The 20,729-nt window shown below is 73.0% G+C and carries 20 protein-coding genes; 8 read left to right on the top strand and 12 right to left on the bottom strand.

Annotation, left to right across the window (positions count from 1 at the left end; genetic code table 11):
* The 5 genes from J5Y04_RS22100 to J5Y04_RS22080 all read left to right on the top strand — a co-directional run.
* Positions 1 to 919, top strand: a 919-nt coding sequence (locus tag J5Y04_RS22100) for a biotin/lipoyl-containing protein (protein WP_209413806.1), incomplete at its 5' end; no start/stop codon positions are given.
* Between the two features lie 37 nt (positions 920 to 956).
* Positions 957 to 1,469: a DUF2867 domain-containing protein gene (locus J5Y04_RS22095; protein ID WP_209413805.1), complete on the top strand. Its 513-nt coding sequence runs from the start codon at positions 957 to 959 to the stop codon at positions 1,467 to 1,469.
* Positions 1,470 to 1,500: 31 nt separating this feature from the next.
* Positions 1,501 to 1,989 (top strand): glutathione peroxidase, encoded by a 489-nt coding sequence (locus J5Y04_RS22090; RefSeq protein ID WP_209413804.1) that lies wholly within the window; start codon positions 1,501 to 1,503, stop codon positions 1,987 to 1,989.
* An 80-nt stretch (positions 1,990 to 2,069) separates the two neighbouring features.
* Positions 2,070 to 2,630 (top strand): hypothetical protein, encoded by a 561-nt coding sequence (locus J5Y04_RS22085; RefSeq protein WP_209413803.1) that lies wholly within the window; start codon positions 2,070 to 2,072, stop codon positions 2,628 to 2,630.
* A gap of 49 nt (positions 2,631 to 2,679) precedes the next feature.
* Entirely contained in the window at positions 2,680 to 3,501 is an 822-nt protein-coding gene (locus J5Y04_RS22080) for an alpha/beta fold hydrolase (RefSeq protein ID WP_209413802.1), read from the top strand.
* Positions 3,502 to 3,640: 139 nt separating this feature from the next.
* Here J5Y04_RS22080 and J5Y04_RS22075 read toward each other — a convergent pair whose 3' ends face one another.
* The 8 genes from J5Y04_RS22075 to J5Y04_RS22040 form a co-directional block, all read right to left on the bottom strand.
* Complete coding sequence (locus J5Y04_RS22075) at positions 3,641 to 3,928, bottom strand: glutaredoxin domain-containing protein (protein ID WP_209413801.1); 288 nt, start codon at positions 3,926 to 3,928, stop codon at positions 3,641 to 3,643.
* Between the two features lie 52 nt (positions 3,929 to 3,980).
* Complete coding sequence (locus J5Y04_RS22070) at positions 3,981 to 5,765, bottom strand: ABC transporter ATP-binding protein (protein WP_307853236.1); 1,785 nt, start codon at positions 5,763 to 5,765, stop codon at positions 3,981 to 3,983.
* Positions 5,766 to 5,953: 188 nt separating this feature from the next.
* On the bottom strand, positions 5,954 to 6,289 hold the full coding sequence (locus tag J5Y04_RS22065; protein ID WP_209413799.1) for a helix-turn-helix domain-containing protein: 336 nt from the start codon (positions 6,287 to 6,289) through the stop codon (positions 5,954 to 5,956).
* Between the two features lie 54 nt (positions 6,290 to 6,343).
* Positions 6,344 to 7,276, bottom strand: a complete 933-nt coding sequence (locus J5Y04_RS22060) for a hypothetical protein (protein ID WP_209413798.1) — start codon at positions 7,274 to 7,276, stop codon at positions 6,344 to 6,346.
* Positions 7,273 to 7,881 carry a flavoprotein gene (locus tag J5Y04_RS22055; RefSeq protein ID WP_209413797.1) on the bottom strand — a complete coding sequence of 203 codons (609 nt, stop codon included), beginning with the start codon at positions 7,879 to 7,881 and terminating at the stop codon, positions 7,273 to 7,275. The genes J5Y04_RS22060 and J5Y04_RS22055 overlap by 4 nt, the downstream gene beginning before the upstream one ends.
* Entirely contained in the window at positions 7,878 to 8,855 is a 978-nt protein-coding gene (locus tag J5Y04_RS22050; RefSeq protein ID WP_209413796.1) for an LLM class flavin-dependent oxidoreductase, read from the bottom strand. Before J5Y04_RS22050 ends, J5Y04_RS22055 begins: the two co-directional genes overlap by 4 nt.
* A gap of 40 nt (positions 8,856 to 8,895) precedes the next feature.
* Positions 8,896 to 10,140 (bottom strand): pitrilysin family protein, encoded by a 1,245-nt coding sequence (locus J5Y04_RS22045; RefSeq protein ID WP_209413795.1) that lies wholly within the window; start codon positions 10,138 to 10,140, stop codon positions 8,896 to 8,898.
* Positions 10,137 to 11,408: a pitrilysin family protein gene (locus tag J5Y04_RS22040; protein WP_209413794.1), complete on the bottom strand. Its 1,272-nt coding sequence runs from the start codon at positions 11,406 to 11,408 to the stop codon at positions 10,137 to 10,139. The genes J5Y04_RS22045 and J5Y04_RS22040 overlap by 4 nt, the downstream gene beginning before the upstream one ends.
* A 159-nt stretch (positions 11,409 to 11,567) precedes the next feature.
* Here J5Y04_RS22040 and lxmK point away from each other — a divergent pair, with 159 nt between their 5' ends.
* From lxmK to J5Y04_RS22025, 3 genes are read left to right on the top strand one after another with little or no spacing between them, the layout of a single operon-like run.
* Positions 11,568 to 12,674 carry a class V lanthionine synthetase subunit LxmK gene (lxmK, locus tag J5Y04_RS22035; RefSeq protein ID WP_209413793.1) on the top strand — a complete coding sequence of 369 codons (1,107 nt, stop codon included), beginning with the start codon at positions 11,568 to 11,570 and terminating at the stop codon, positions 12,672 to 12,674.
* Between the two features lies 1 nt (position 12,675).
* Entirely contained in the window at positions 12,676 to 13,644 is a 969-nt protein-coding gene (locus J5Y04_RS22030) for a T3SS effector HopA1 family protein (RefSeq protein ID WP_209413792.1), read from the top strand.
* Positions 13,645 to 13,691: 47 nt separating this feature from the next.
* Entirely contained in the window at positions 13,692 to 15,008 is a 1,317-nt protein-coding gene (locus tag J5Y04_RS22025; RefSeq protein ID WP_209413791.1) for an NAD(P)/FAD-dependent oxidoreductase, read from the top strand.
* Positions 15,009 to 15,133: 125 nt separating this feature from the next.
* Here J5Y04_RS22025 and J5Y04_RS22020 read toward each other — a convergent pair whose 3' ends face one another.
* From J5Y04_RS22020 to J5Y04_RS22005, 4 genes are all read right to left on the bottom strand, one after another.
* Complete coding sequence (locus J5Y04_RS22020; protein WP_209413790.1) at positions 15,134 to 16,144, bottom strand: LuxR C-terminal-related transcriptional regulator; 1,011 nt, start codon at positions 16,142 to 16,144, stop codon at positions 15,134 to 15,136.
* A 920-nt stretch (positions 16,145 to 17,064) separates the two neighbouring features.
* Complete coding sequence (locus J5Y04_RS22015; protein WP_209413789.1) at positions 17,065 to 18,342, bottom strand: cation:proton antiporter; 1,278 nt, start codon at positions 18,340 to 18,342, stop codon at positions 17,065 to 17,067.
* 234 nt (positions 18,343 to 18,576) lie between these two features.
* Positions 18,577 to 19,752: an ABC transporter permease gene (locus J5Y04_RS22010; RefSeq protein WP_209413788.1), complete on the bottom strand. Its 1,176-nt coding sequence runs from the start codon at positions 19,750 to 19,752 to the stop codon at positions 18,577 to 18,579.
* On the bottom strand, positions 19,749 to 20,663 hold the full coding sequence (locus J5Y04_RS22005; protein WP_209413787.1) for an ABC transporter ATP-binding protein: 915 nt from the start codon (positions 20,661 to 20,663) through the stop codon (positions 19,749 to 19,751). Before J5Y04_RS22005 ends, J5Y04_RS22010 begins: the two co-directional genes overlap by 4 nt.
* Positions 20,664 to 20,729 lie beyond the last annotated feature (66 nt).

Below are 20,729 nucleotides of genomic sequence, written 5' to 3'. Positions count from 1 at the left end.
GGAGGTCAACACCCGCCTGCAGGTCGAACACCCGGTCTCCGAGGAGGTCACCGGCATCGACCTGGTCCGCGAGATGTTCCGGATCGCCGACGGCGAGGAACTCGGCTACGACGACCCGCCGGTCCGCGGCCACTCCATCGAGTTCCGCATCAACGGCGAGGACCCGGGCCGCGGCTTCCTGCCCGCCCCCGGCACCGTCACGCTGTTCGCCCCGCCCTCCGGCCCGGGCGTGCGCCTGGACGCCGGCGTCGAGACCGGCTCGGTCATCGGCCCGGCCTGGGACTCGCTGCTCGCCAAGCTGATCGTCACCGGCGCCACCCGCCGCCAGGCCCTGCAGCGCGCCGCCCGCGCACTGCAGGAGTTCAAGGTGGAGGGCATGGCCACCGCCATCCCGTTCCACCAGGCCGTCGTCACCGACCCGGCGTTCGCGCCGGAGGTGCACGGCGACGACCAGCCGTTCAAGGTCTTCACCCGCTGGATCGAGACCGAGTTCGACAACACCATCCCCGCGTTCGCGGGCGGCGCGGTCGAGGGCGAGGAGGCCGAGGGCCGCGAGACCGTCGTGGTCGAGGTCGGCGGCAAGCGGATCGAAGTCTCCCTCCCCTCCTCCCTCGGCGTCTCCGCCGCCCCGGCGGCCGGCACGGGCGGCACGGCCAAGGCCAAGCGCCGCGTCGGCACCAAGAAGGCGGGCTCCGCGGTCAGCGGCGACACCCTCGCCTCACCGATGCAGGGCACCATCGTCAAGGTCGCCGTCGAGGAGGGCCAGGTCGTCGCCGAGGGCGAGCTGATCGTCGTCCTGGAGGCCATGAAGATGGAACAGCCCCTCAACGCCCACAAGGCCGGCACCATCGTCGGCCTCAAGGCCGAGGTCGGCGCCGGCGTCTCCAGCGGCGCCGCACTCTGCGAGATCAAGGACTGAGCGCGGTCGACGACGCGGAACCGAGGAGGAGCGCCACGTGGCACGAAGGTTTGCCGTACGGACCGACACCGAGCCGGTGAGCGCCGCGATGGTGCGCCTGCTCGGAGGGTGCCACCACATCCATGCGCTGGCGGTGGACGTCCACCCCGGCACGACCGCAGTGGACTTCACGTCGGCCCTGCTGCACCCCCTGCCGCTGTGGATCCGGCTGCTGCTGCGGCTGATGGATCCGTTGCGGGCCTGTCTCGGACTGCCCGGCAGCCAGGTGAAGCCCGTTCAGGTGACGGACGGGGCCCGGATCGGGCCGCTGTTCATCCTCGACGCGCGGGACAGCCAGGTGCTGGCCGGAGAGGACAGCAGGGACCTGAGCTGCCGCACGGTGTTCACCGTCCGCCCCGGTGCGGGCGGCACGGAGGGCGTGTGCACCACGGTCATCCGCTGCTACCGCCCGGCCGGTGAGTTGTACGTCCGCATCACCAAGCCCCTGCACACCCTGATCCTGGTCAGCCTCGCGCGCCAGCTGGCCAGGGCCCACTCCGTCCGGCGCTGAGCCCGGCGCCGACCACGAAAGGACATCCGTCATGACGCTCCACGACATCCCGCTGCGCACCCTGGCCGGCGAGCCGACCTCGCTCGCCCGGCACAAGGGCAAGCTCCTGCTGCTGGTCAACGTGGCCTCCAACTGTGCGCTGACCCCGCAGTACGAGGGGCTGGAGCGGCTCCAAGAGCGCTACGCGGACCGCGGGTTCACCGTTCTCGGGGTCCCCTGCAACCAGTTCAACGGCCAGGAGCCCGGTACCGCGGAGGAGATCGGGACCTTCTGCTCGACCACCTACAACGTCTCCTTCCCGCTCTACGAGAAGACCGAGGTGAACGGTGAGAACCGTCACCCGCTCTACGCCGAGCTGGTCCGACTCCCGGACGCGCAGGGTCAGGCCGGCGACGTCCAGTGGAACTTCGAGAAGTTCCTGATCGGCCCCGAGGGCGAGCCGGTCGCCAGGTTCCGCCCGCTCTGCGCCCCCGACGACGCCGAGCTCGTCGCCGCGATCGAAACCCGACTGCCCTCCTGACCGGCGCGCGCGGCCGGGCCGGAACTGCCAACACCCATCGGCGCTGGCCCGGTTGCCGCCCCCTTCCTAGGCTGGTTCGTATGACGCACCAGCAGCCGATTGCAGAGATGCGCCACTCGCGCATCGTCCCTGCTCCGCCCGAACTCGTCTGGCAGGCCCTCCTCGGCCTGAGGGCAGCGGACCTGCCGCTGGTCGGGCTGTTCGTGGTGATCCGGGACATCCCGAGCCGGCTCGCGGGCCGGCTCGCGGTGGAGGACGCCTCCCGGACCCTGGTCGAGCGGGCGGCGCACTCCGGGTTCGGCATCGTCCGCCGCGAGCCCGGCCGTGCGATGGAGATGGCCAGGATCGCCCGGTTCTGGCAGCCGGTGCCCACCAACGCGGCGGTGCCCGCGGACCGGGCCGAGTTCGAGGCCTTTGCCGAGCCCGGCTTCGCCAAGGCGCTGATCACCTTCGAGCTGACGGCACTCGACGGGCGCACCGCCGTCGAGACGGTCACCACGGTCTGGGCCACCGACGACGAGGCCAAGCGGCGGTTCCGCCTCTACTGGCTGCTGGCCGGCGGCCCGGCGGGCCTGCTGAGGTCGGCGCTGCTGGCCGCGGCGGAGCGGCGGGCCGTGGCCCTGGCAGCCGAGGCCGGCTGATCCCGAAGCCCTGTCCACACCCTCGCGATCGAGCGGAGAGAGCACACCCATGCCTTTTGCCTCACCGGAGTACGAAGCCCAGTGGCAGCCGCTGGCGGAAGTGACGGTCCGCGGCGAGCAGGTGCGGGTGATGCACCGTCCCGAGCGGGCGGCGGGCATTCCGGTCCTGCTGATGCACGGGCTGGAGGAGAGCTGGCAGAGCTGGCTCCCGGTCACCGAGCGGCTGCCCGAGCGGTACTGCCCGCTGCTGGCCGATCTGCCCTGGCGCGCCAACGGGGACTACAGCTGGTCCGAGACGCTGCCGCCGTCCGGCTGGCTCGCCGAGGTCGTGCGGGCCCTTCCGCGGACCCCGCAGGCGCTGGTGGGCCACTCCTTCGGGTCGAACACCGTCCTCGAGTACCTGGCGGCGCCGGACCCGGCTCCGATCCGTACGGCGGTGCTGACCTCACCGGTGTTCCGCAAGAGCCGTGAGGAGATCACCTGGGACCTGCTGCGGCAGTCCATCGACAACTTCCGGCAGATCATCTCCAGCGGGCTGCGGGTGCGCAGCGAGGGCCGCGACTTCGACCCCGAGGTCTTCGAGAAGATGGTCGACGCCATCGTCGAGCGGGTCGGCCCCAACGGGTTCGTCAACCTCTTCCGCGTGTTCGGGCACAGTCCCTTCATCCGGCTCGACCGGATCGACGTGCCGGTCCTGGTGGTCGGTGGCACCACCGAGGCGACCTCCACCTCCACCGGCCTGCGGGCCCTCGTGGCCGGCCTGCCGCAGGGCAGCCTGGCGCTGCTGGACGAGTACGACCACTTCTGCCAGGTCGTCCAGGCGGACGAGGTCGCGGCCCTGGTGGCCGATCACCTGGACCGCCGGCTCTGATCCGGGGCGGCGCCGGGCGGGTTCACCGCTCCGACCGTCCGAACTCGGGCCGGGCCCTGCTCCGCGACCCGGGCCGGCGGCTCGAAGCGGCGGGCCGCGGTGCCCCCGGCGACCCGGAGGCCGGCGGGGGCACCGGGGGTCACTTCGCGGGGTGGGCCGGGGCGAGCAGGTGCGGGGCGAGCTCCTCGGCGGCTTCCAGCACCTGCTCCAGTGACGGGTTCACCATGGCCCGGCCGCCGATGGTGACCGTCGGCACGGTCTCGTTCCCGTTCGCGACGGAGCGGACGAACGCCGCGGCGTCCGGGTCCCGCCAGATGTTGACCTTGGTGTAGCGCAGGCGGGTGAAGGCCAGGCGGAACCGGAGCTTCATGCAGTAGGTGCAGCCGGGGCGCCAGTAGAGCACCATGCCGGGCTCGTCCGTGGTCATGTTCGAGGTCCTTTGCGGTCGGTCCGAAGCGGCGGTGGCGGGGACGCGGGCCCTAGGGAACGGGGGCGAGGTCGGCCGCCGGCCGGAGGGTCTGGGTCGCCACGAGTTCCCGGTACGCGGGGCACCGTTGCATGAGTGTGTCGTGGTCGCCGGCGTCGACGGCGCTGCCGGACTCCATCAGGACGACGTGGTGGGCGTGGTGCACGGTGGAGAGGCGGTGGGCGACGACGAGGACGGCGCGGTCCCTGGCGAGGTCGTCCACGACGGCGCGGAAGCGCTGTTCGTTGATGCCGTCGAGCTGGCTGGTGGGTTCGTCGAGCAGGACGATGCGGGCGTCGGACAGGAGCGCGCGGGCGAGGGCCATGCGCTGGCGCTGGCCGCCCGAGAGGTCGGTCTCCCGGCCGAGCAGGGTGTCGAGCCCCTGGGGGAGTGCGGCGATGTCGTCGTCGAGGTCGACGGCCCTGAGGACGTCCCGGAGTTCCCGGTCGGTGGCCGGTGTGGCCCTGCCCAGCTGGAGGTTCTCGCGGGCGGTCGCCTCGACGAGGGTGAACTTCTGGTCGACGAAGGCGATGTGGGAGCGGAGGTCGTCGAGCGGCCAGGCGGCCAGGTCGTGGCCCAGGACGCTGACTCCGCCGCGGTCGGGGTGCACGAACCGGTCGATCAGGGCGAGGGCGGTGGACTTCCCGGCGCCCGAGGGGCCGACGATGGCGGTGAGGCCGGTCCGGGGGGCGGTGAAGGTGAGGCCGCGCAGTGCGGGGGAGCCCGCTCCGGGGTGCGTGAAGGTGACGTCGTCGAAGGCGACGGACGGGGCCTTCGGCGCGGGGGCGGGGGCGTGGGCGGCGGGGTTCGTCGCGGTCTCGTCGGGGATGTCGAGGAGCTGGTTGCAGCGGTCGCGCGCGGCGAGGCCGGCCTGGATGCGGCCGAGGCTGCTGGTGAGGGTCGTGGCGGAGGGGATGGTCTGCAGGAGGTAGAGGAAGAAGGCGGCGAAGTCGGCCACGCTGAGGTCGCCGGAGTGGATGCGGGCGGCGCCTGTGAAGATCACGGCGATGACGGCGACCTGGTTGCCGAGCTGGGTGATGGCGGGGATGACGGCCTGGAGCCGAGCCCCGGTCACGGACTCGCCGCGCAGGGTGTCGGCGTCGGTGTCGAGGGCGCGGGCGGCGAGCGGCTCGGCGCGGTAGGCCTTGATGGTGGTGAGCGCTTCGAGGTGGGCGGTGAAGCGCTGGGCGATCTGGCCGATGGCGTTCTGCTGGCTGATCATGCTGGCCCGCAGGTGTCGCATGACGGTCATGATGGTGACGGTCACGACGGCGAGTGCGACGACCGTGACGAGGGTGAGCAGCCAGTCGACCCAGATCATGGCGACCAGGGTGAGCAGCACCGTGAGCGCGGCGATCGGGACCTGCGCCCCGACGTCGACGAACTGGCGCAGCTGCATGGCGTCCGAGGTGATGCGGGCGGTGAGGTTGCCCGTGCCCTGGGCACGGACGGTGGACAGCGGCAGGCGCAGGGTGTGGGCCATGATGCGGTTGCGCAGCCGGTAGATCAGCTGCTCCCCCACGCGGGCGACGAGGAAGCCGGCGCCGGTCTGGGTCAGGGCGCCGCCGACGGCCGCGGCGGACATCCAGAGGACGGGGTCGGTGATGGACCTGCCGGTGGCGACGTTGGTGATGACCTCGCGGACCAGCAGCGGCACCGCGAGCGCGGCCCCGGTCGAGGCCAGTGCCAGGAGCAGGGCGACGGTCAACGGGCCGGGCGCGGTGGCGAGTTCCCGGCGCATCCGGATGTGCTGCGCGGGGGGTGCTCCCGGCGCGGGGGCGGGCGGCTTCTGCTTCACGTGGAGCGCCTTTCTGCTGTTGACGCAGCGCCAGTGCCCGCGGGAAGGGCCGCAGTCCGGGGCGCAACGCATGGGCGGTGCGGCTTGGGTGGCTGAACAGGCTGTACTGGCTGGAGCGGCTGGAGTGGCCGAGGTGGCTGTACCGGCCGAACCGGCCGGAGCTCCGGAGGTCCGGGGGGTCCGGGGAGTCAGAGGTCCGGCGTTCTTGCGTGGGTCCGGGGCAGGGCGGGGCGGTGGCCGAGGACGCGGTGGCCCCGCAGGGCGAGGTGGGCCTCGCCGAGGGCGGCCTTCAGGAGCGCGATCTCGCTGAGGAGCTGGCGCTCCCGCCGGGAGTCCTCGGCGCGGCGGGCGACGGGCTGGAGGCCGTCCTGGCCTGCCGTGATGAACTGGCGGCGCCAGTTGGACACGGCCTGCGGGGAGACGCCGATGTTCTGGGCGGCCTGGGACAGGGTGGTGCGTTTAGCGAGCAGGTCCAGGACGAGGCGTGCCTTCTCCTGTGCCGGTATGACGGGTTGTGGTGCCACGGCAACCCCCCTGGTGATGGGTCGTTCGGTGGTCTGGTGGTGTGTCCGCAGGTGTCACAGGCCGCGGAGCGCGGTGCTCCCGTCGCAGTCGATCAGGTCGGCCAGCATCGGGACGTAGGCGTGGAGACTGCTGTGCCAGCCGACGAAGGAGGCGAAGTCGCGGGCGTGGGAGGCGATGCGGGCGATGGCGCCGGCGGCGACGGTGTCGCGGTCCCAGCCGTCGCCGTAGGCGGTGAGGAGGGCGCCGGCCAGGGTGTGCTGCACCGAGGCGTCGGCGTGGAGGTGGCCGGCCGTGAGGCGGAACTCCTCCAGTTCGCCGATCACGCAGGCCAGGTCCACCTCGGGACGGCCGTGCGTCGCCTCGGCGCCGGAGAGCACGAGGGCGGGCCCCGGCCGGTCGGGCAGGATGATGTTGCCCAGCGTGAGCCAGCCGTGGAGCGTGGCGGCCGGTTCCAGCGGGCGCAGCAGCTCCGGGCCGTAGCCGCGGAGCTTCTCCCAGCGGGCGGGGCCGAGTTGGCTGCGCAGCCGGTAGTGGAAGCCGGCGCTCGCGCGAGGTCCGCGCCCGTTCTCCAGCCATCCTTCGAGCCGCTCCAGCCAGGGCGGGACCGGCCCGTCGGGCTGCCCTTCCGCGGGCCGCAGGCCGTGCAGGACCTTGAGCCGGGCCCCGAGCGCGCCGAAGACGTCCTGGAGCCGGTCGACCGGGATGTCGCCGCTGAGCAGGGCCCGGGCCGCGCTGGTCGTTCCCGTCGTGTGCCAGCCGGTGTGCTGCGGGCCGGCGTCGAAGGGGGTGGTGAAGCGCAGGCGGCTGTCGGAGGCCTGCTCGGCCTGCTCGGCGAAGTGCGGCGGCACCGGGGGATAGGGGGTCGTGTGGTTGACGCCCGGGGTACGCCGCCAGTGGATCGTGCCGTCGGCCTGCCGGGTGATGCGGGTGACCTGGAGCCCGGTGGCGAAGTTGTCGACGAGCTCGGGCTCGGCCGGGGCGGTCATGCGGCGGCACTCTCCTTCCAGGAACGCAGGTCCTCCAGGGCGCTGAGGGCGTGGGGCAGGCGGGCGGCGGTGCCGATGCCCTCCTCCCCGGTGGAGATGCTGACCCCGTGGACGGGCGGCAGGACCGCGACGTTGTCGCGTTCGGACAGTTCGAGGACGTGCCGCTGGTAGGCCGGGTTGAGGTGTCCGTCGGGCGGGAGCGACGGGCAGACGACGATGGGGGCCCGGGTGCACTGCAGGGCGAGCAGGGTGGGGCTGTCGCCGAGTCCGAGCGACAGGCGCGCGATGAAGTGCATGGTGGCCGGGTGGACGAGTACGGCGTCCGGCCAGGCGGCGAGTTCGACGTGCAGGGCCCGGTCGGGCGCCTCCGGCCAGACGTCGAGGGTGGGCATGGTGCTGCCGTTGGCGACGGCGGCGGCGGTGGTGCCCACGAAGCGCCGGCTGGAGGGGGTGAGGACGGTGTGCACCTCGGTGTCGGGGTAGCTGGCGCGCAGCCAGGTGAGCCAGTTGGGCAGCAGCATGGCCTGGATGCCGCCGGTGACGACGTAGAGCAGGCGCTTGGCGTGGAAGGCCGGTACGGCGGTCCGGGAGGTCGGGGTGGTCACTGGGCGCTCCGGCGGGCGAGTGCGGCGGTGATGGCGGTGAGGTCGCGCAGGGCCGCGCCGCGGCCCTCGTGCAGGTGGAGGCCGCAGACGCTGATGGCGACCTCGTCGATCCCGGCGTCGTGGTACGAGGCGATGGTGGCGGCGATCTCGTCGGGGGTGCCGGTGGCGAACAGGTTGTGCTCGATGATCATCTTGGCCGCGGCGGGGGTGTCGTCGGGGTCCACCGGGATGCCGGCCTGGTTGAGCATGTTGCTGTAGTGCGGTGAGCCCAGGTGCGCTCCGACGGCCTTGAGGGCGACCTGCTGGAGGTCGCGCTGCGGGCGGTCGACGGCGCAGTGGACGATGCTCACGATCCGCGGGGTGGGGCGGCCGGCCTTCGCGGCGGCCTCCTCCATGGCGGGGGCCAGGCGCTCGCGGATGTAGCCGAGCGGGGTCAGCCAGGTGATGGCCCGGTCGGCGCCCTCGCCGGCGAGCCGCGCCATCGGCTCGCGCAGGACGCCCAGGCCGATCTCGACGGGCGGGGTGTCCATCGAGGGCAGCCGCAGGCTCTCGGTCGGCCACGGCCCGTCGGGGTCCCTGGCCTCGCCGCCGTCGGCGAGGGTGCGCATCATGCGGATGTAGTGCCGCGCGGCGGTGACGGGCTTGTCGTAGGGGCGGCCGTTGGTGTGCTTCTGGAACACCGCGGCGCCGGGGCCGATGCCGGCCACGTACGGGTAGCCCGACAGCGAGGCGATCGAGCGGCCGTTGACCGCGGCGGTCATGGGGTGGCGCAGCGGCATGAGGGTGACGGCGGTGCCGTAGCCGAGGTCGAGGCCCATGCCGGCGAGCGCCGCGAAGACGGCGTGGGTCTCGATGGCCAGGGACTGCCCCAGCCACAGCCGGCGGCCCGAGGTGCTCTCGGCGATCCGGGCGTAGGGCAGCACGTCGCCGATGTCGGTGGGCATGACGGGGTACATGACGCTGATCTTGGACATGCTTCTCTTCCTTCGTGCGGTGGCCGGGGGCGGGCGGGGCTCAGAACCACTGGGCCGGGAAGTGTTCGGCGTCCCCGACGACGACACCGGCCAGGCGGGACGGGTGGCAGTGCGCCGCCGCCCGCCGGACGTCCTCGACCGTGAGCCGTGCCGTGGCGGCGGGGATGTCGACGAGGGCCGAGCCGGGCAGGTTCTGCGTGCTGCACGCGTTCAGCAGGGCGACGCGGCCGAGCTGGGACCCGAGGTTGAGGGCGTAGGCGCCGTTGATGAACCCGACGGCGGCGTCGAGCTCGTCCTGGGTGGGGCCGGTGGTGGCGAACTCCTCGGTGAGACGGTGCAGGTGGCGCATGGCCTCCGGCACCCGGGAGGTGGTGACGTCGGCCTCGATGACGAAGACGTCCTGGTCGATGAAGTCGGTCGTCGCCTTGCAGCGGTAGGCCAGCCCGTGCTGCTCGCGCAGGACGGTGTTGATCCGGGAGGCGAAGCTGCCGCCCAGGACGGCCCCGGCGACCTGGTTGGCGGCGAAGTCGGCGATGCCGGTGCGGGGTTGCGCCGCCGCGACCAGGCGGATCTGGGTCTGCTGCCGGCCCGGGCGGTGGCGGGAGACGATGCCCGGCGAGGGCGTGGCGATCGGCCGGGGCCCCGGCAGCGGGCCGGCGTCGTGGCCGCGCCATTCGGCCAGCGCCGTCTCGAAGTGGTCCAGGCACTGCGCGGGGTCCGCGGCGCCCACGAGGGCGAGTCCGGCGTGCCGGGGGACGACGAACCGGCGGTGGACGTCGGAAATCTGGTCCACCGTCACCTCGCGGACCTCCTCCGCGCGCGGGGACGGATCGGCCTCCGGCGGGAGGTGTCCGTAGAACTGGGCCCACATCTCGCGCATGGAGTCGATGGCCGGCTGGGCGTCGGCCAGGGTGGCCAGTTGGGCCACCTTGGCGACCGCCGCGCCGACCGTCTCCGGCGTGTACCGGGTGGTCACGACCTCGGTCAGGGTGTCGGCGAGGAGGGGGAGCAGGTCGGAGGTGGCCAGGACGGAGAACAGCAGCCACTTGCGGGTGCGGTGGACGGTCACGATGCCGCCCCACTGTTCGAGGCGGGCGCAGGCCGGGTGGCCGGTCCAGCAGGCGGTCAGGACTTCGAGGGCGGCGGTGTCCGCGCGGGTCCCGATCGGCAGGGGCACGGCGAGGTTCGCCTGGAGGAGCGGGACGGTGTCGAGCCGGGACGCGCTGAGGGTGAGCCCGCCGGCGGCCGCGCGGGTGACCAGGTCGTAGGTGGTCGGCACGGTCATGAGGCGTCCTCGTGGGGCAGCAGGTTGAGCACGGCGCGCCCCTCGGGCGCGGCGGCCCGGGCGGCGGCGGCGGCGATGTCGTCCGCGGTGGTACCGGCGACGCGCTCGGCGAGTTCGCCGCCGATGTCCGGCCGGCCGAAGAGCAGCTGTCCGCGGGCGAGGAAGCGCACGCGGTAGGCCAGCGAGTCGAGGTTGCGGTACAGGCCGGTGCGCGCGCAGGCCACGGCGCGGGCGGCCTCCGCCCCCCGCCCGCCCCCGCCGGCGACGTCCTCCAACTGCTGGAGGACCAGCTTCTCGGCCTCGTCGGCCTGGCCGAAGTCGTGGTGCGCGACGATGACGAAGGTGTCGGGGTGGGTGACGACCAGGGGGCCGAAGAATCCGACGGCGGAGTCCGCCTTCGCCCCGATCGTCGCGAGCGCCTTCCGCAGGCGGGAGTCGGCGCCGGTGGACAGCAGGTGGGAGAGGGCGACGTGGGCGGCGTACCCGTCCAGGTCGTGGCGCGCGTCGGGCAGGCGCGTGCCGATCGCCAGCGCGGGCCGGGGGGCCGCCGGGTCGTGGCAGGTGCCGCGCCGTTCCTCCGCGGGCACCGGCTCCCGGATGTCGGGGGGAGCGGAGACGGGCCGGGCGGGTACGGGGTCGAACCGGCGGTGCACCGCGGCCAGCGCCGCCCCGGGGTCGACGTCCCCGCAGATCGCCAGCACGGCGTTTCCGGGGGCGTAGTAGCGCCGGAAGAACTCGACGCAGTTCTCGACGGTGGCCGCGTCCAGGTCGGCCATTTCCCCGTAGCCGTTGTGGGCGTTCTCCCATCTGTCGAACATGACGGACGGGAGGACGGTCCACGGGAATCCCCCGTAGGGGCGCCCGGTCACCTGGAGCCTGATCTCCTCCTTGACGACGTTCCGCTGCGCGGTGAGCCGTTCCTCCGTGATGGTCAGGAATCCCATGCGGTCGGCTTCGAGTTCCAGGACCTTGTCCAGCGCCTCGCCGGGAACGACCTGGAAGTAGTCCGTCGAATCGGGGAACGTGTTGGCGTTGGCAATGCCTCCCCTGGCCTGGATGGCGGCGAAGTGCTCGCCGCTGGCCGTGTTCTTCGATCCCTGGAACATCATGTGTTCGAACAGGTGGGAGAAACCTGAGCGGGTGGGAATCTCGGTCCGGAAGCCCGCCCGGTAGTTGACCGAGATACCCACTCCGGAGGTTCCCTCGACGCGTTGGACGACGACGCGGAGTCCGTTGTCCAGTGTCGTGTGATGGATGGCGTCCGGCATGCGACGGATTAGACGCCCGTCGGCGCCGGCGCATCAAGCATTTCTTTCACCCCCCGCCGGGCCCGCCCAACGCCGCGAAGGCATCCCGGACGGTTCCTCAACTTTCCCTGATAGTTGAAGGTTGCCGTGCCGGAATGCCCGTCCCTAGCGTCTCCCGGCATGCAGACAAGTAGCCGTGCCCACGACGGGGCACTCCGGTTCACACCGGTCGATCTGGATGGTGTCCCGCACGTCGATGCGCTGCTCACCAGGCTGGGGCTCGGTCCCTTCGACCGCTCGACCGTCACCAGCGCCCAGGGACGCAACGACAATTGGAGCGGCACCACCGCCGCCGGCACCGAGGTGTTCGTCAAGCAGATCAAGGGCCCCGACCGCGCCGGCCGGGTACAGCACACTACGACGTTCTGCGCCGCGGCCGAGGGCCGCCTGGACACCCCCCGGCTGCTCGGCGTCGACGAGGAGCAGGGACTGCTCGTCTTCGCCTACCTGCCCGACGGCCGCTCCGGCCGGGAGCTCCTGGCGGACGACGCCTTCGACGAGGCGGTGTGCGAGCGCGCGGCGGCCGTCCTGGCGAAGGTGCACGCCCTGCCCCCGGCCGGCTTCGACACCGCGCCCCACCCGCTGCCCCCGACCGACCACCTCCAGGCGGTCGGCTACCGGTTCTACACCCAGGCGACCGCCGCCGAACTGGCCACCTGGCGGCTCCTGCACGGCGATGCCGAGCTCGCCCGGGCGCTGCACGAGCTGCGGGCGGCCGACACCGGGGACATCGCCTCGCGCTGTCCCGTCCACGGTGACCTGCGGCTGGACCAGTTCCTGCTGGCGGACGGGGTGCTCCACCTGACGGACTTCGAGGAGGCCCGCATCGGCGACCCGGCGCGTGACCTCGGAGCCTTCGCCGGCGAGTGGCTCCACCAGGCGGCCATGGCGATCCCGCTGACGCTGGCCGACGCGTCCCCGATGGGTCACGCGGCCACCCATGACGAGATCATCGCCACGGGTGTCGGCGAGATCGAGCAGCGCTCACCGCTGGTCCGCCGCTTCTACGCCGCCTACCTGGAGCAGGCACCGTCCTTCGTCCGCGAGGACAAGGACCTGGCCACCCGCGCGGCCGCCTACGCCGGCTGGCACATGATGGACCGGATGCTCGCCACGGCGGGCTCCGCCACCCGGCTCTCCCCGGTCACCCGGGCCGCGGCGGGAATCGGGCGCACCGTGCTGCTCTCCCCGGCCGAATTCACCTCGTCCCTCGGTCTGGAGGCCTGAGATGGCGCAAGGACACCTCGGCCTGGCCGACAAGATCGCCGCACTCGCCGAGCAGGTCACCGTCCTCGACGGGGGCCTCAAGGCGGAGACCGCCGGCGAGGTCTACGAGGCGGGCAGCCCGCAGGCCCTGGCCCGCACCCTCGGTTCGGTGCTGTACGACACCCTGCACTCCGGGCGGGCCAAGCCGCTCGGCATGAAGCCCCGTTCGCTGCGCGACGCGGCCCTCGACGCGGCCCTCGACGCCGCCACCGGTCCCCGGACGACCGCCGCCGTGGGCGCGTTCGTCGCCGAGGCGGACGGGCACACCGTGGTGCGGCTGGACGGGGTGCGGGTGCGGGTGCCCGACGAGGCGGTGGCCGGGCGCTCGGGCGACGAGGTCACGGTGGTGATGCCGTGCGCCCGGCCCGGACTGTCCGCGGGCTTCTTCCTCGCCGATTCGAGCCTGCCCCAGCCGGCCACGCGCGGACCGCTGCTGCGGCTGTACGCGCACCTCGACACCCCGGACGTGGCGCCCGCGGTCTGGGGCCGGCTGGTGGAGTTCCTGGAGGAGGCCGGTGTCCCGTGGCGGGCGAAGATCGCCTCCTCGCCCACCGTGTACCCCCGCAACGACGCCCTGGTGGTCTACCTGCCCCGGCCCTCGTGGCGGGTGGCCGGCCCGTGCGCGGAGATGCTCCAGGCCACCGGCCTCCTGGCCGACGGCACCTCCCCCTTCACCCGGGCGATCACCGCCTCGGTCGGCTGCGCCTTCGAACCGGACGACCCGGGCACGGGCCGGCGCGACCTGAGCTTCGGGCAGCACCGTGCCCAGGTCCTCGCCGAGGCGCTCGTGCGGCACGCCGCCGCGCTCACCGACGAGCACGAGGTGCTGGCCGACACCATCGCGACCGCCTTCATGGACGCCGGCATCGACCCCGCCGAGCCCGCCCGGAACCTCTCCTCCCCCCTCGTGAACGTCCTGCGACCGGCGTGAACGCCCGGACCGCCCCGAACCACTCCAGCTAGGAAGGACTTCTGCGCATGTCCGAGATCCAGAACCCCGAGACCGAGAACTACGACGTCGTGGTGGTCGGCGGTGGGCCGACCGGTTCCACCTCCGGCGCCCTGCTCGCCAAGGCCGGCCACCGCGTGCTGATCCTGGAGCGCGAGCGGTTCCCCCGGTACCACATCGGCGAGTCGCTGGTCACCGGGATGACCCCGCTGATGGAGGAGCTCGGCCTGGTCGAGGAGCTGGACGCCCGCTACCAGCGCAAGAGCGGCATCTCGCTGCGGTGGGGCAAGGACCCGCAGCCGTGGCGCAGCGACTTCTCCGCGGCCGGCTCGACGTACGACCACGCCTGGCACGTCACCCGCAGCGACTTCGACGAGCTGATGCTCGACAACGCCCGCAAGCTGGGCGCCGAGGTCCGGGAGGAGGCCCACGTCACGGAGGTCCTGCGGGACGCGGACGGCACCGTGACCGGCGTCGTGTACACCCACGCCGGGCGGACGCGGCAGGTCGACAGCCGCTTCGTGGTGGACGCCTCGGGGCAGAACCGCACCGTCGCGCGCAAGCTGACCGAGACCCAGTGGCAGGAGGACCTGCGCAACGTCGCGATCTGGGGCTACTACGACAACTACACCCCGCTGGAGGACCCGAACGACATCCTCGTCGAGGCGATCGAGGGCGGGGGGTGGATGTGGGGCATCCCGCTGTCGAAGACCGAGTTGTCCCTGGGCTACGTCCTGTCGGTCGAGAAGCTGAGCGAGGCCACCCGGCAGGGGCTGAGCCAGCGGGAGGTCTTCGCCCAGGGCCTGGAAGCCAGCATCATGGCCAGGACGATGGTCGACGCGGAAGCCTCCGTGGAGCTGCGGACGGCACGGGACTGGTCCCACCTGAGCGACCGGTTCTTCGGCCCCGGCTGGGCCGCGGTGGGCGACGCGGCGGCGTTCATCGACCCGCTGTTCTCCTCCGGCGTGTGGCTGGGCACCTCGGGCGCGTGGCTGGCGGCGCGCGCCATCGACGTCGCCCTGACCGACCCGGCGAACGAGGTGCACGCGCTGGAGCGCTTCGAGGCCGTCTACCGCCAGCTCTTCTCCGACATCCTGTCGTACGTGCGGTTCTTCATGGACCCCAACCGGCTGCGTGAGGAGTACATGCAGCGCGCGCAGGAGATCACCCACGTCTACACCAAGTCCTCCCGGGTCGGCTTCATGGCCCTGATCTCCGGGATCGGGGCGGTGGCGGACCTCGTCAACTTCGACCCCATGGGCATGGAGGGGCTGCAGGAGATCATGCTGGAGCGGCAGAAGATCGCCGCCGAGCGGGCCGCGGCGGCGGTCGGCGCCGGCGTCTGAGACACCGCGTCGCAGGAGGGGAGCCCCCCTGCGACGGAGACCGGGCCGGGCCCGTCCTGACACGGACGGGCCCGGCCCGGTCGTGCGCCCGGCCGGCCCGTCGTCGCGGGCCGGCACCGGCGGGCCTACAGCCAGCCGCGCTCGCGGGCCAGCAGTGCCACCTGGACCCGGTTGGTCGCGTCCAGCCGGCGCATCAGCGTCGCCACGTGCTTGCGGTAGGTGCGCACCGAGATGCCGAGGTCGCGGGCGCCGCTCTCGTCCTTGTCCACCGTGTACAGCGACTTGAGCACCTTGCGTTCGAGGTGGCTGAGCGCCTCCGCCGCGTCGGACTCCGCGTCCTCGGCCGCGGGGAGCTCCTGCGCGCCGCTCCACATCCGCTCGAAGAGCGCGACCAGGGCGGACACCAGGCCCGACTCCCGGATGAGGACGGCCCCGCGGGCCGTGTGGGAGGGGTCGAGCGGGGTCAGGGCGGCGGACCGGTCGCAGATGATCAGGCGTTCCAGCGGGGCGTGGGAGACGCGGATCTGGGCGCCCTTGGCGGTCAGCTCCCGCGCGTAGTTCATCGTCGTCGGGTCGTCGAGCGCGGCCGCGCCGAGCAGCGTCCGCATGCTGACCCCCCGCCTCAGGACCCGCTCGTCCAGCGGCCGCGCGTGGGCGATGTTCTCCGCGCTCATCACACCGGTCGGGTTGGTGGTCAGGCTCTCGGCCCAGGTGAAGAAGGTGAGTTCGTCGAGGACGGCCCTGACCGCCTCCATGCCCTCCAGGTGCTGGATCGCGTCGCCGGTGTCCGCGGCCCGGGTGTCGGCCGCGCGACCGCCGTGCTCGTTGATGAGGGAGCCCACCACGTCCCTGGCGGCGACCTGTCCCTCCAGGTCGTCGCGGAGCCGGCGCACCTTCGTCTCCACCAGCCCCTCCACCGCCTTGGCGGGCGGCACCGGGTGGAGCACGCCGTCCGACCCCTCCCGGACCAGTCCGAGGGTGGTCAGCCGCGCGCAGGACTCCTGCACCTGCCGTACGTCCTGCGACCTGTTCAGGGCGAACGCCGCCCGGCCCTTCTCGCCCGCGCGCAGCAGCCGTCTGTAGAGCTCCTCGTCGTCGGAGTCGACTCCCAGGAACGCCAGACTGGGCTCGCCCATGTTTCCCCCTTCGCCGCGCACGGCTGTGATCATTTCCAGTTGGTTCCGGCGTGCGGGGCCGGTCCATGCCGCACTGGAGGGGAAACAGGCGCCGGCGGGAGGCGCTGCGATGCGCGCCGGACTCTGGCCGCAGCCACGGCGCTCGCCTCGGTACCCGGCACCGGTCGTCGGCGCCGGGGCACAGTGCGGATGGATCGGGTTCTGGTCAGGAACCCGATCAGGAGTGCAGGGTCGGTCTCCTCCGGGTCGCGGGGTCCCGCCGCGTGGCGGTCGCACGCGTCCCGGTGCCGGACCTCAATCCCGGGGTCGTCCGGGGCCGGACGCCGATGCATCCGGGTCCGGCGCGGTCGTGCACGCGCCGCGCGGCAGCGGGTGGCGCACAGTCGGAGGAGCTGCCGGTACGTCGGCGGGCCGCGTCAACCGACCCACGGATGCGGTGGTGTGGATCCCGCGCATGGATGTTCCCCCAGGATGCCGAAGCGGACCGGGGTCGATACCTGGGCCCGCCATCGGCTAGATCCTCACCGCAGCGCTATAGAAGTGTCAACTACTCGTGGACCGAGCGTCCCGGCCGCCGGACGGCGGCCGGCCGGGAACGGTTCGTACGGCGTCGGCAGCGCTTGGCCTGCCAGGATGCGGGCGGCCCGAACGGGGCGACGGGCCCCGCGGAAGGACGTGTCCATGGCAGAATGCACCCATGTTTCACATGCGCAATCGCGACGCCGGGTAGGCGCCGCCCTACCGTGCGTACCGGACGGTAGGGGTCCGGAACGGGTGCCGGTGCACCCCCGGAAACGACGGAGGACCCCGCCGCCCGAGGGCGACGGGGTCCGACCTGTGCTCAGGAGGCTTGCTCGGGACGGGTGCACGGGGCGCCGCGCCCGGGGTGTTCGCCCGCGACGGGCGCACGGGGCGTGCGCTCAGGAACCCTGGCGCGCCACCGCCCTCGGCGCCCGGAGCTCCGGAGCCCCCGGCGCGGGGAGCCGCGCCCCGGAACGCTCCATGTACGCGAGGAGCGGGCCGGTCATCGCGGTGGTGGCCAGGGCCATCAGCACCAGTGCCAGGACCAGCGGGCCCGTCAGGATGCCGGCCTGGAGCCCGGCCTGAATGGCGATCAGTTCGGTGAGGCCGCGGGTGTTCATCAGGACGGAGATCTGCTGGGCGTCGCGGCGCGACTGGCCGCCGAGCCGCGCCCCGAGGTAGCCGCCGGCCGTCTTGCCGACGATGCCGAGCAGGACCGCCACCGTGATCAGGCCCCACGGGGTCGAGGCGTAGGCCTTGTTGAAGACGTTGATGCCGGTCACCACGAAGAAGACGGGCACCACGGCCGAACCCGCGCGCGAGACCTGCTCCACCGTGCGGCTCCAGGGCGAGGACTCGTCCGAGGGGATCGAGAGCCCCACCACCGCAGCCCCGAGGATCGCCGTCATCCCCATGTGCTCGACGGTGACGGCCACGGCGATCGCCGCGGCGCCCAGGGCGACGGCCGCCGTGCGGGGGGCCCGCACGCACAGGCTGCGCGCCCGGGCCGTCGCGAGGCCGAACCGGATGGCGAGCCCGCACGCCCCGGCGACGGCGAGGGCCAGCAGGGAGTGCAGGAACCCGGCGACGCTGCCCGCGCCCAGGCAGACGGCGAGCGTCAGCAGCAGCCAGCCCACGGCGTCGATGACGATCGCCGAGGACAGGGTCAGTGCCCCCGCCGTGGAGTCCTGCATCCTGCGCGCGTCCAGGATCCGGGCCATCACCGGCACCGCGCTGATGGACAGCGACACGGCCACCATCAGGACGAAGGCCGACAGGGGGGCCGTGCCGCGGACGGCGGCCCCTTCCCGGGTGAGGATCCAGACCGCGAGCAGCACCCCGCTCAGCAGCGGAAGGACCAGGGAGCCGGCCGCCACCCAGCCGACCGCCCGCCTGGGCAGGTGCACCGACCCGCGGCGCATGTGATGGGCGAGACCGACGAGGAAGAGGACGAGGCCGGCCTGGCCCACCAGCTTCAGATCGTCGAGGACGGCCTTCGGCAGGACGGAGGCGAAGGTGTCCGGGCCCAGGAGGGCCAGGGCGACGGGACCGGCCAGCAGCCCCATGGTGATCTCGCCGATGACCTCCGGCTGGCGCAGCAGGCGGGCCGCCTCGCGCCCGGCCTTGGCGGCCACCAGGACGACGGCGAGGACCGCCGCCACGTGCAGGAACAGCATCGTTCAAACCCTTCTACGGCTGGGCGCGGAGGCTCGCGGAACCGACGCGGAGGCTTGTGGCGGGGGTGCGGAGGCCTCCGGCGGCTGCACGGGGGCCTGCGGCGGTGACGCGGAGGTGTCCGGCGACGACGCGGAGGTGTGCGAGGAAGGCCCGGGGGAAGCGAGGGGGCCGCTTCCCCCGGGCACGCCCGCCCTCGTCGGGGGGTGCGACATGAGGGGGGACGACTGGTCCGTCTACGCGGCGAGCGCCTGGCGCCAGCGGACGGTGGACCCGATCTTCAGGATCGAGGCGCGGTAGACCCGGGCGGCGAGCCACATGCAGCCCGCGGTCGCCGCCAGCATCACGCCGGCGGCGAGCAGTTGCTGGGTCACGGAGACGGTTCCGACGCTGGCCTGGAGCGGGATCAGCATGCCGGAGAAGGGCGGGATGTACTGCAGGACGCCCACCCAGGGGGCCGACAGGTCGCCCGCGGCGACGGCGACGACCCCCACCGGGACGAGTGCGAGCACCATCACCGGCATGAGCACCGACTGCAGTTCCTCCGGGCGGGACACCAGCGATCCGGCCGCCGCGAAGAGACCGGCGAACAGCGCGAAGGACAGCAGGAACCACACCATCAGGGAGAGCATCGCCCCGGTACCGGGCAGGGAGGTGGAGGACCCGCCCGTGACGGCACCGGCGCCGGCCATGGCACCGACCAGCACGGCGATCTGCAGGACGGCGGCCGTCCCGATGCCGGCGACCTTGCCGGTCATCAGCCGCAGCGGGGTCAGCGTGGAGAGCAGGACCTCGACGATGCGGGTGGACTTCTCCTCCACCACGCCCTGGGCGATGAGCGAGCCCTGCCCGATGATCTGCATGAACAGGACGACCAGCAGGCTGACGGCGGCCGCCACCTCCTTGGTGGGCGGGCTGCTGCCGACGGTGACGATCTCGGGTGCCGCGTCGGCGAGGGCGGCTTCCAGGCCCGGCCGGTCGACGTGCTGGGCCTCCAGCGCGCGGGACATGGCCCAGGTGCGGCTCATCGCGACGGCCGCCTGCTGGGCCTGCGGGTCGCTGTTGCCGCGGACCAGGACCGACACGCGGCCGCCGGCGACCACGACCGCGGCGTCGACCTGCTTGCCGTCGGTCTGCTCCCGGGCCTGGTCGAGGCCCGAGCAGGCCTGCACCCGCACCTCCTTCGCGGTGACCCCGAACGCGGACTGCGGGGCACCGCAGGCCGCGACGGTGAACGTCTTGTCGGCGCCCATCGCGGAGAGCCCGACCACCAGCGCGGCGACCACCGCGACCATGACCGCCATTCCGACGAAGTAGCCCTTGCTCGCGAGGCGCGCGCCGACCTCCCGCCGGTAGACCAGCAGGACGTCCTGCCAGGACCGGGAGCGGTGGGTGCGTGAGGCTGGGGTCATCGGTCGGTACCGCCTTCCGGCGACTCGATCAGGTCGCAGAACATGTCGGTGAGCGTCGGCTGGTGCCAGGTCATGCGGCGGACGGTTCCGTGCGGCATGGCCGCCCGCAGCAGGTCGTTCTCGGTGTGGGTGCCGGTCAGTTCCACCAGCACCCCGTCGTCGAGCCGTTCGTAGGACGCGACCGCGTCCACCCCGTCCGGCCAGTCTGCGGCGGCGCCCTCGACCACGAGGTGGATGCGGGCCGGCGCCTGGGAGCGCAGCGCGTCGAGGCTGCCGCACGCGGCGAGCCTGCCCCGGCGGACCACGGCGACGCGGTCGCACAGCTTCTCCACCAGCTCCAGCTGGTGGCTGGAGAAGAGCACCGGGGTGCCCTGCGCCGCCTTCTCCTTCAGGACCGCGCTCATGTCCTGCACGGCGAAGGGGTCGAGCCCCGAGAACGGCTCGTCGAGGATCAGCACGTCGGGGTCGTGGACGAGGGCCGCAGCCAGCTGCACCCGCTGCCGGTTGCCCAGGCTCAGCGACTCGACGGTCTTGTCCCGGTACTCCGACAGGTGCAGGCGCTCGGTCCAGCGCACCATGGCGTCGCGCCCCTCGGAGGCCGACAGGCCGTGGAGCCGCCCGAGGTAGACGAGCTGCTTGGCCACCGTCATCTTCGGGTACAGGCCGCGCTCTTCGGGCATGTAGCCGAAACGCGCGGTGTCGCGCACGCTCACCGGGGTGCCGCCCCAGCGGACCTCGCCCTCGTCGGCGGCGAGCACGCCGACCGCGATGCGCATGGTGGTGGTCTTCCCGGCCCCGTTGCTGCCCACGAACCCGAAGATCTCGCCGGGCGGCACGGTGAAGGAGAGCGCGTCGAGCGCCTGGCGTTCTCCGTAGCGCTTCGAGAGGGAGTCGATCTCCAGCGGATTCAAGTCCGTTCTCTCTTCCTGGGGCTGGGCGGGGCGGCGGTGGGAGGCCGGGCCTGGTGACCGCTGCGC

Origin of the sequence: Kitasatospora sp. RG8 (assembly GCF_017813315.1) — a bacterium.
Classification (GTDB): Bacteria; Actinomycetota; Actinomycetes; order Streptomycetales; family Streptomycetaceae; genus Kitasatospora.
The sequence above is the reverse complement of the archived record's forward strand: the minus strand, read 5'-3'. Positions and strand labels throughout refer to the sequence as shown.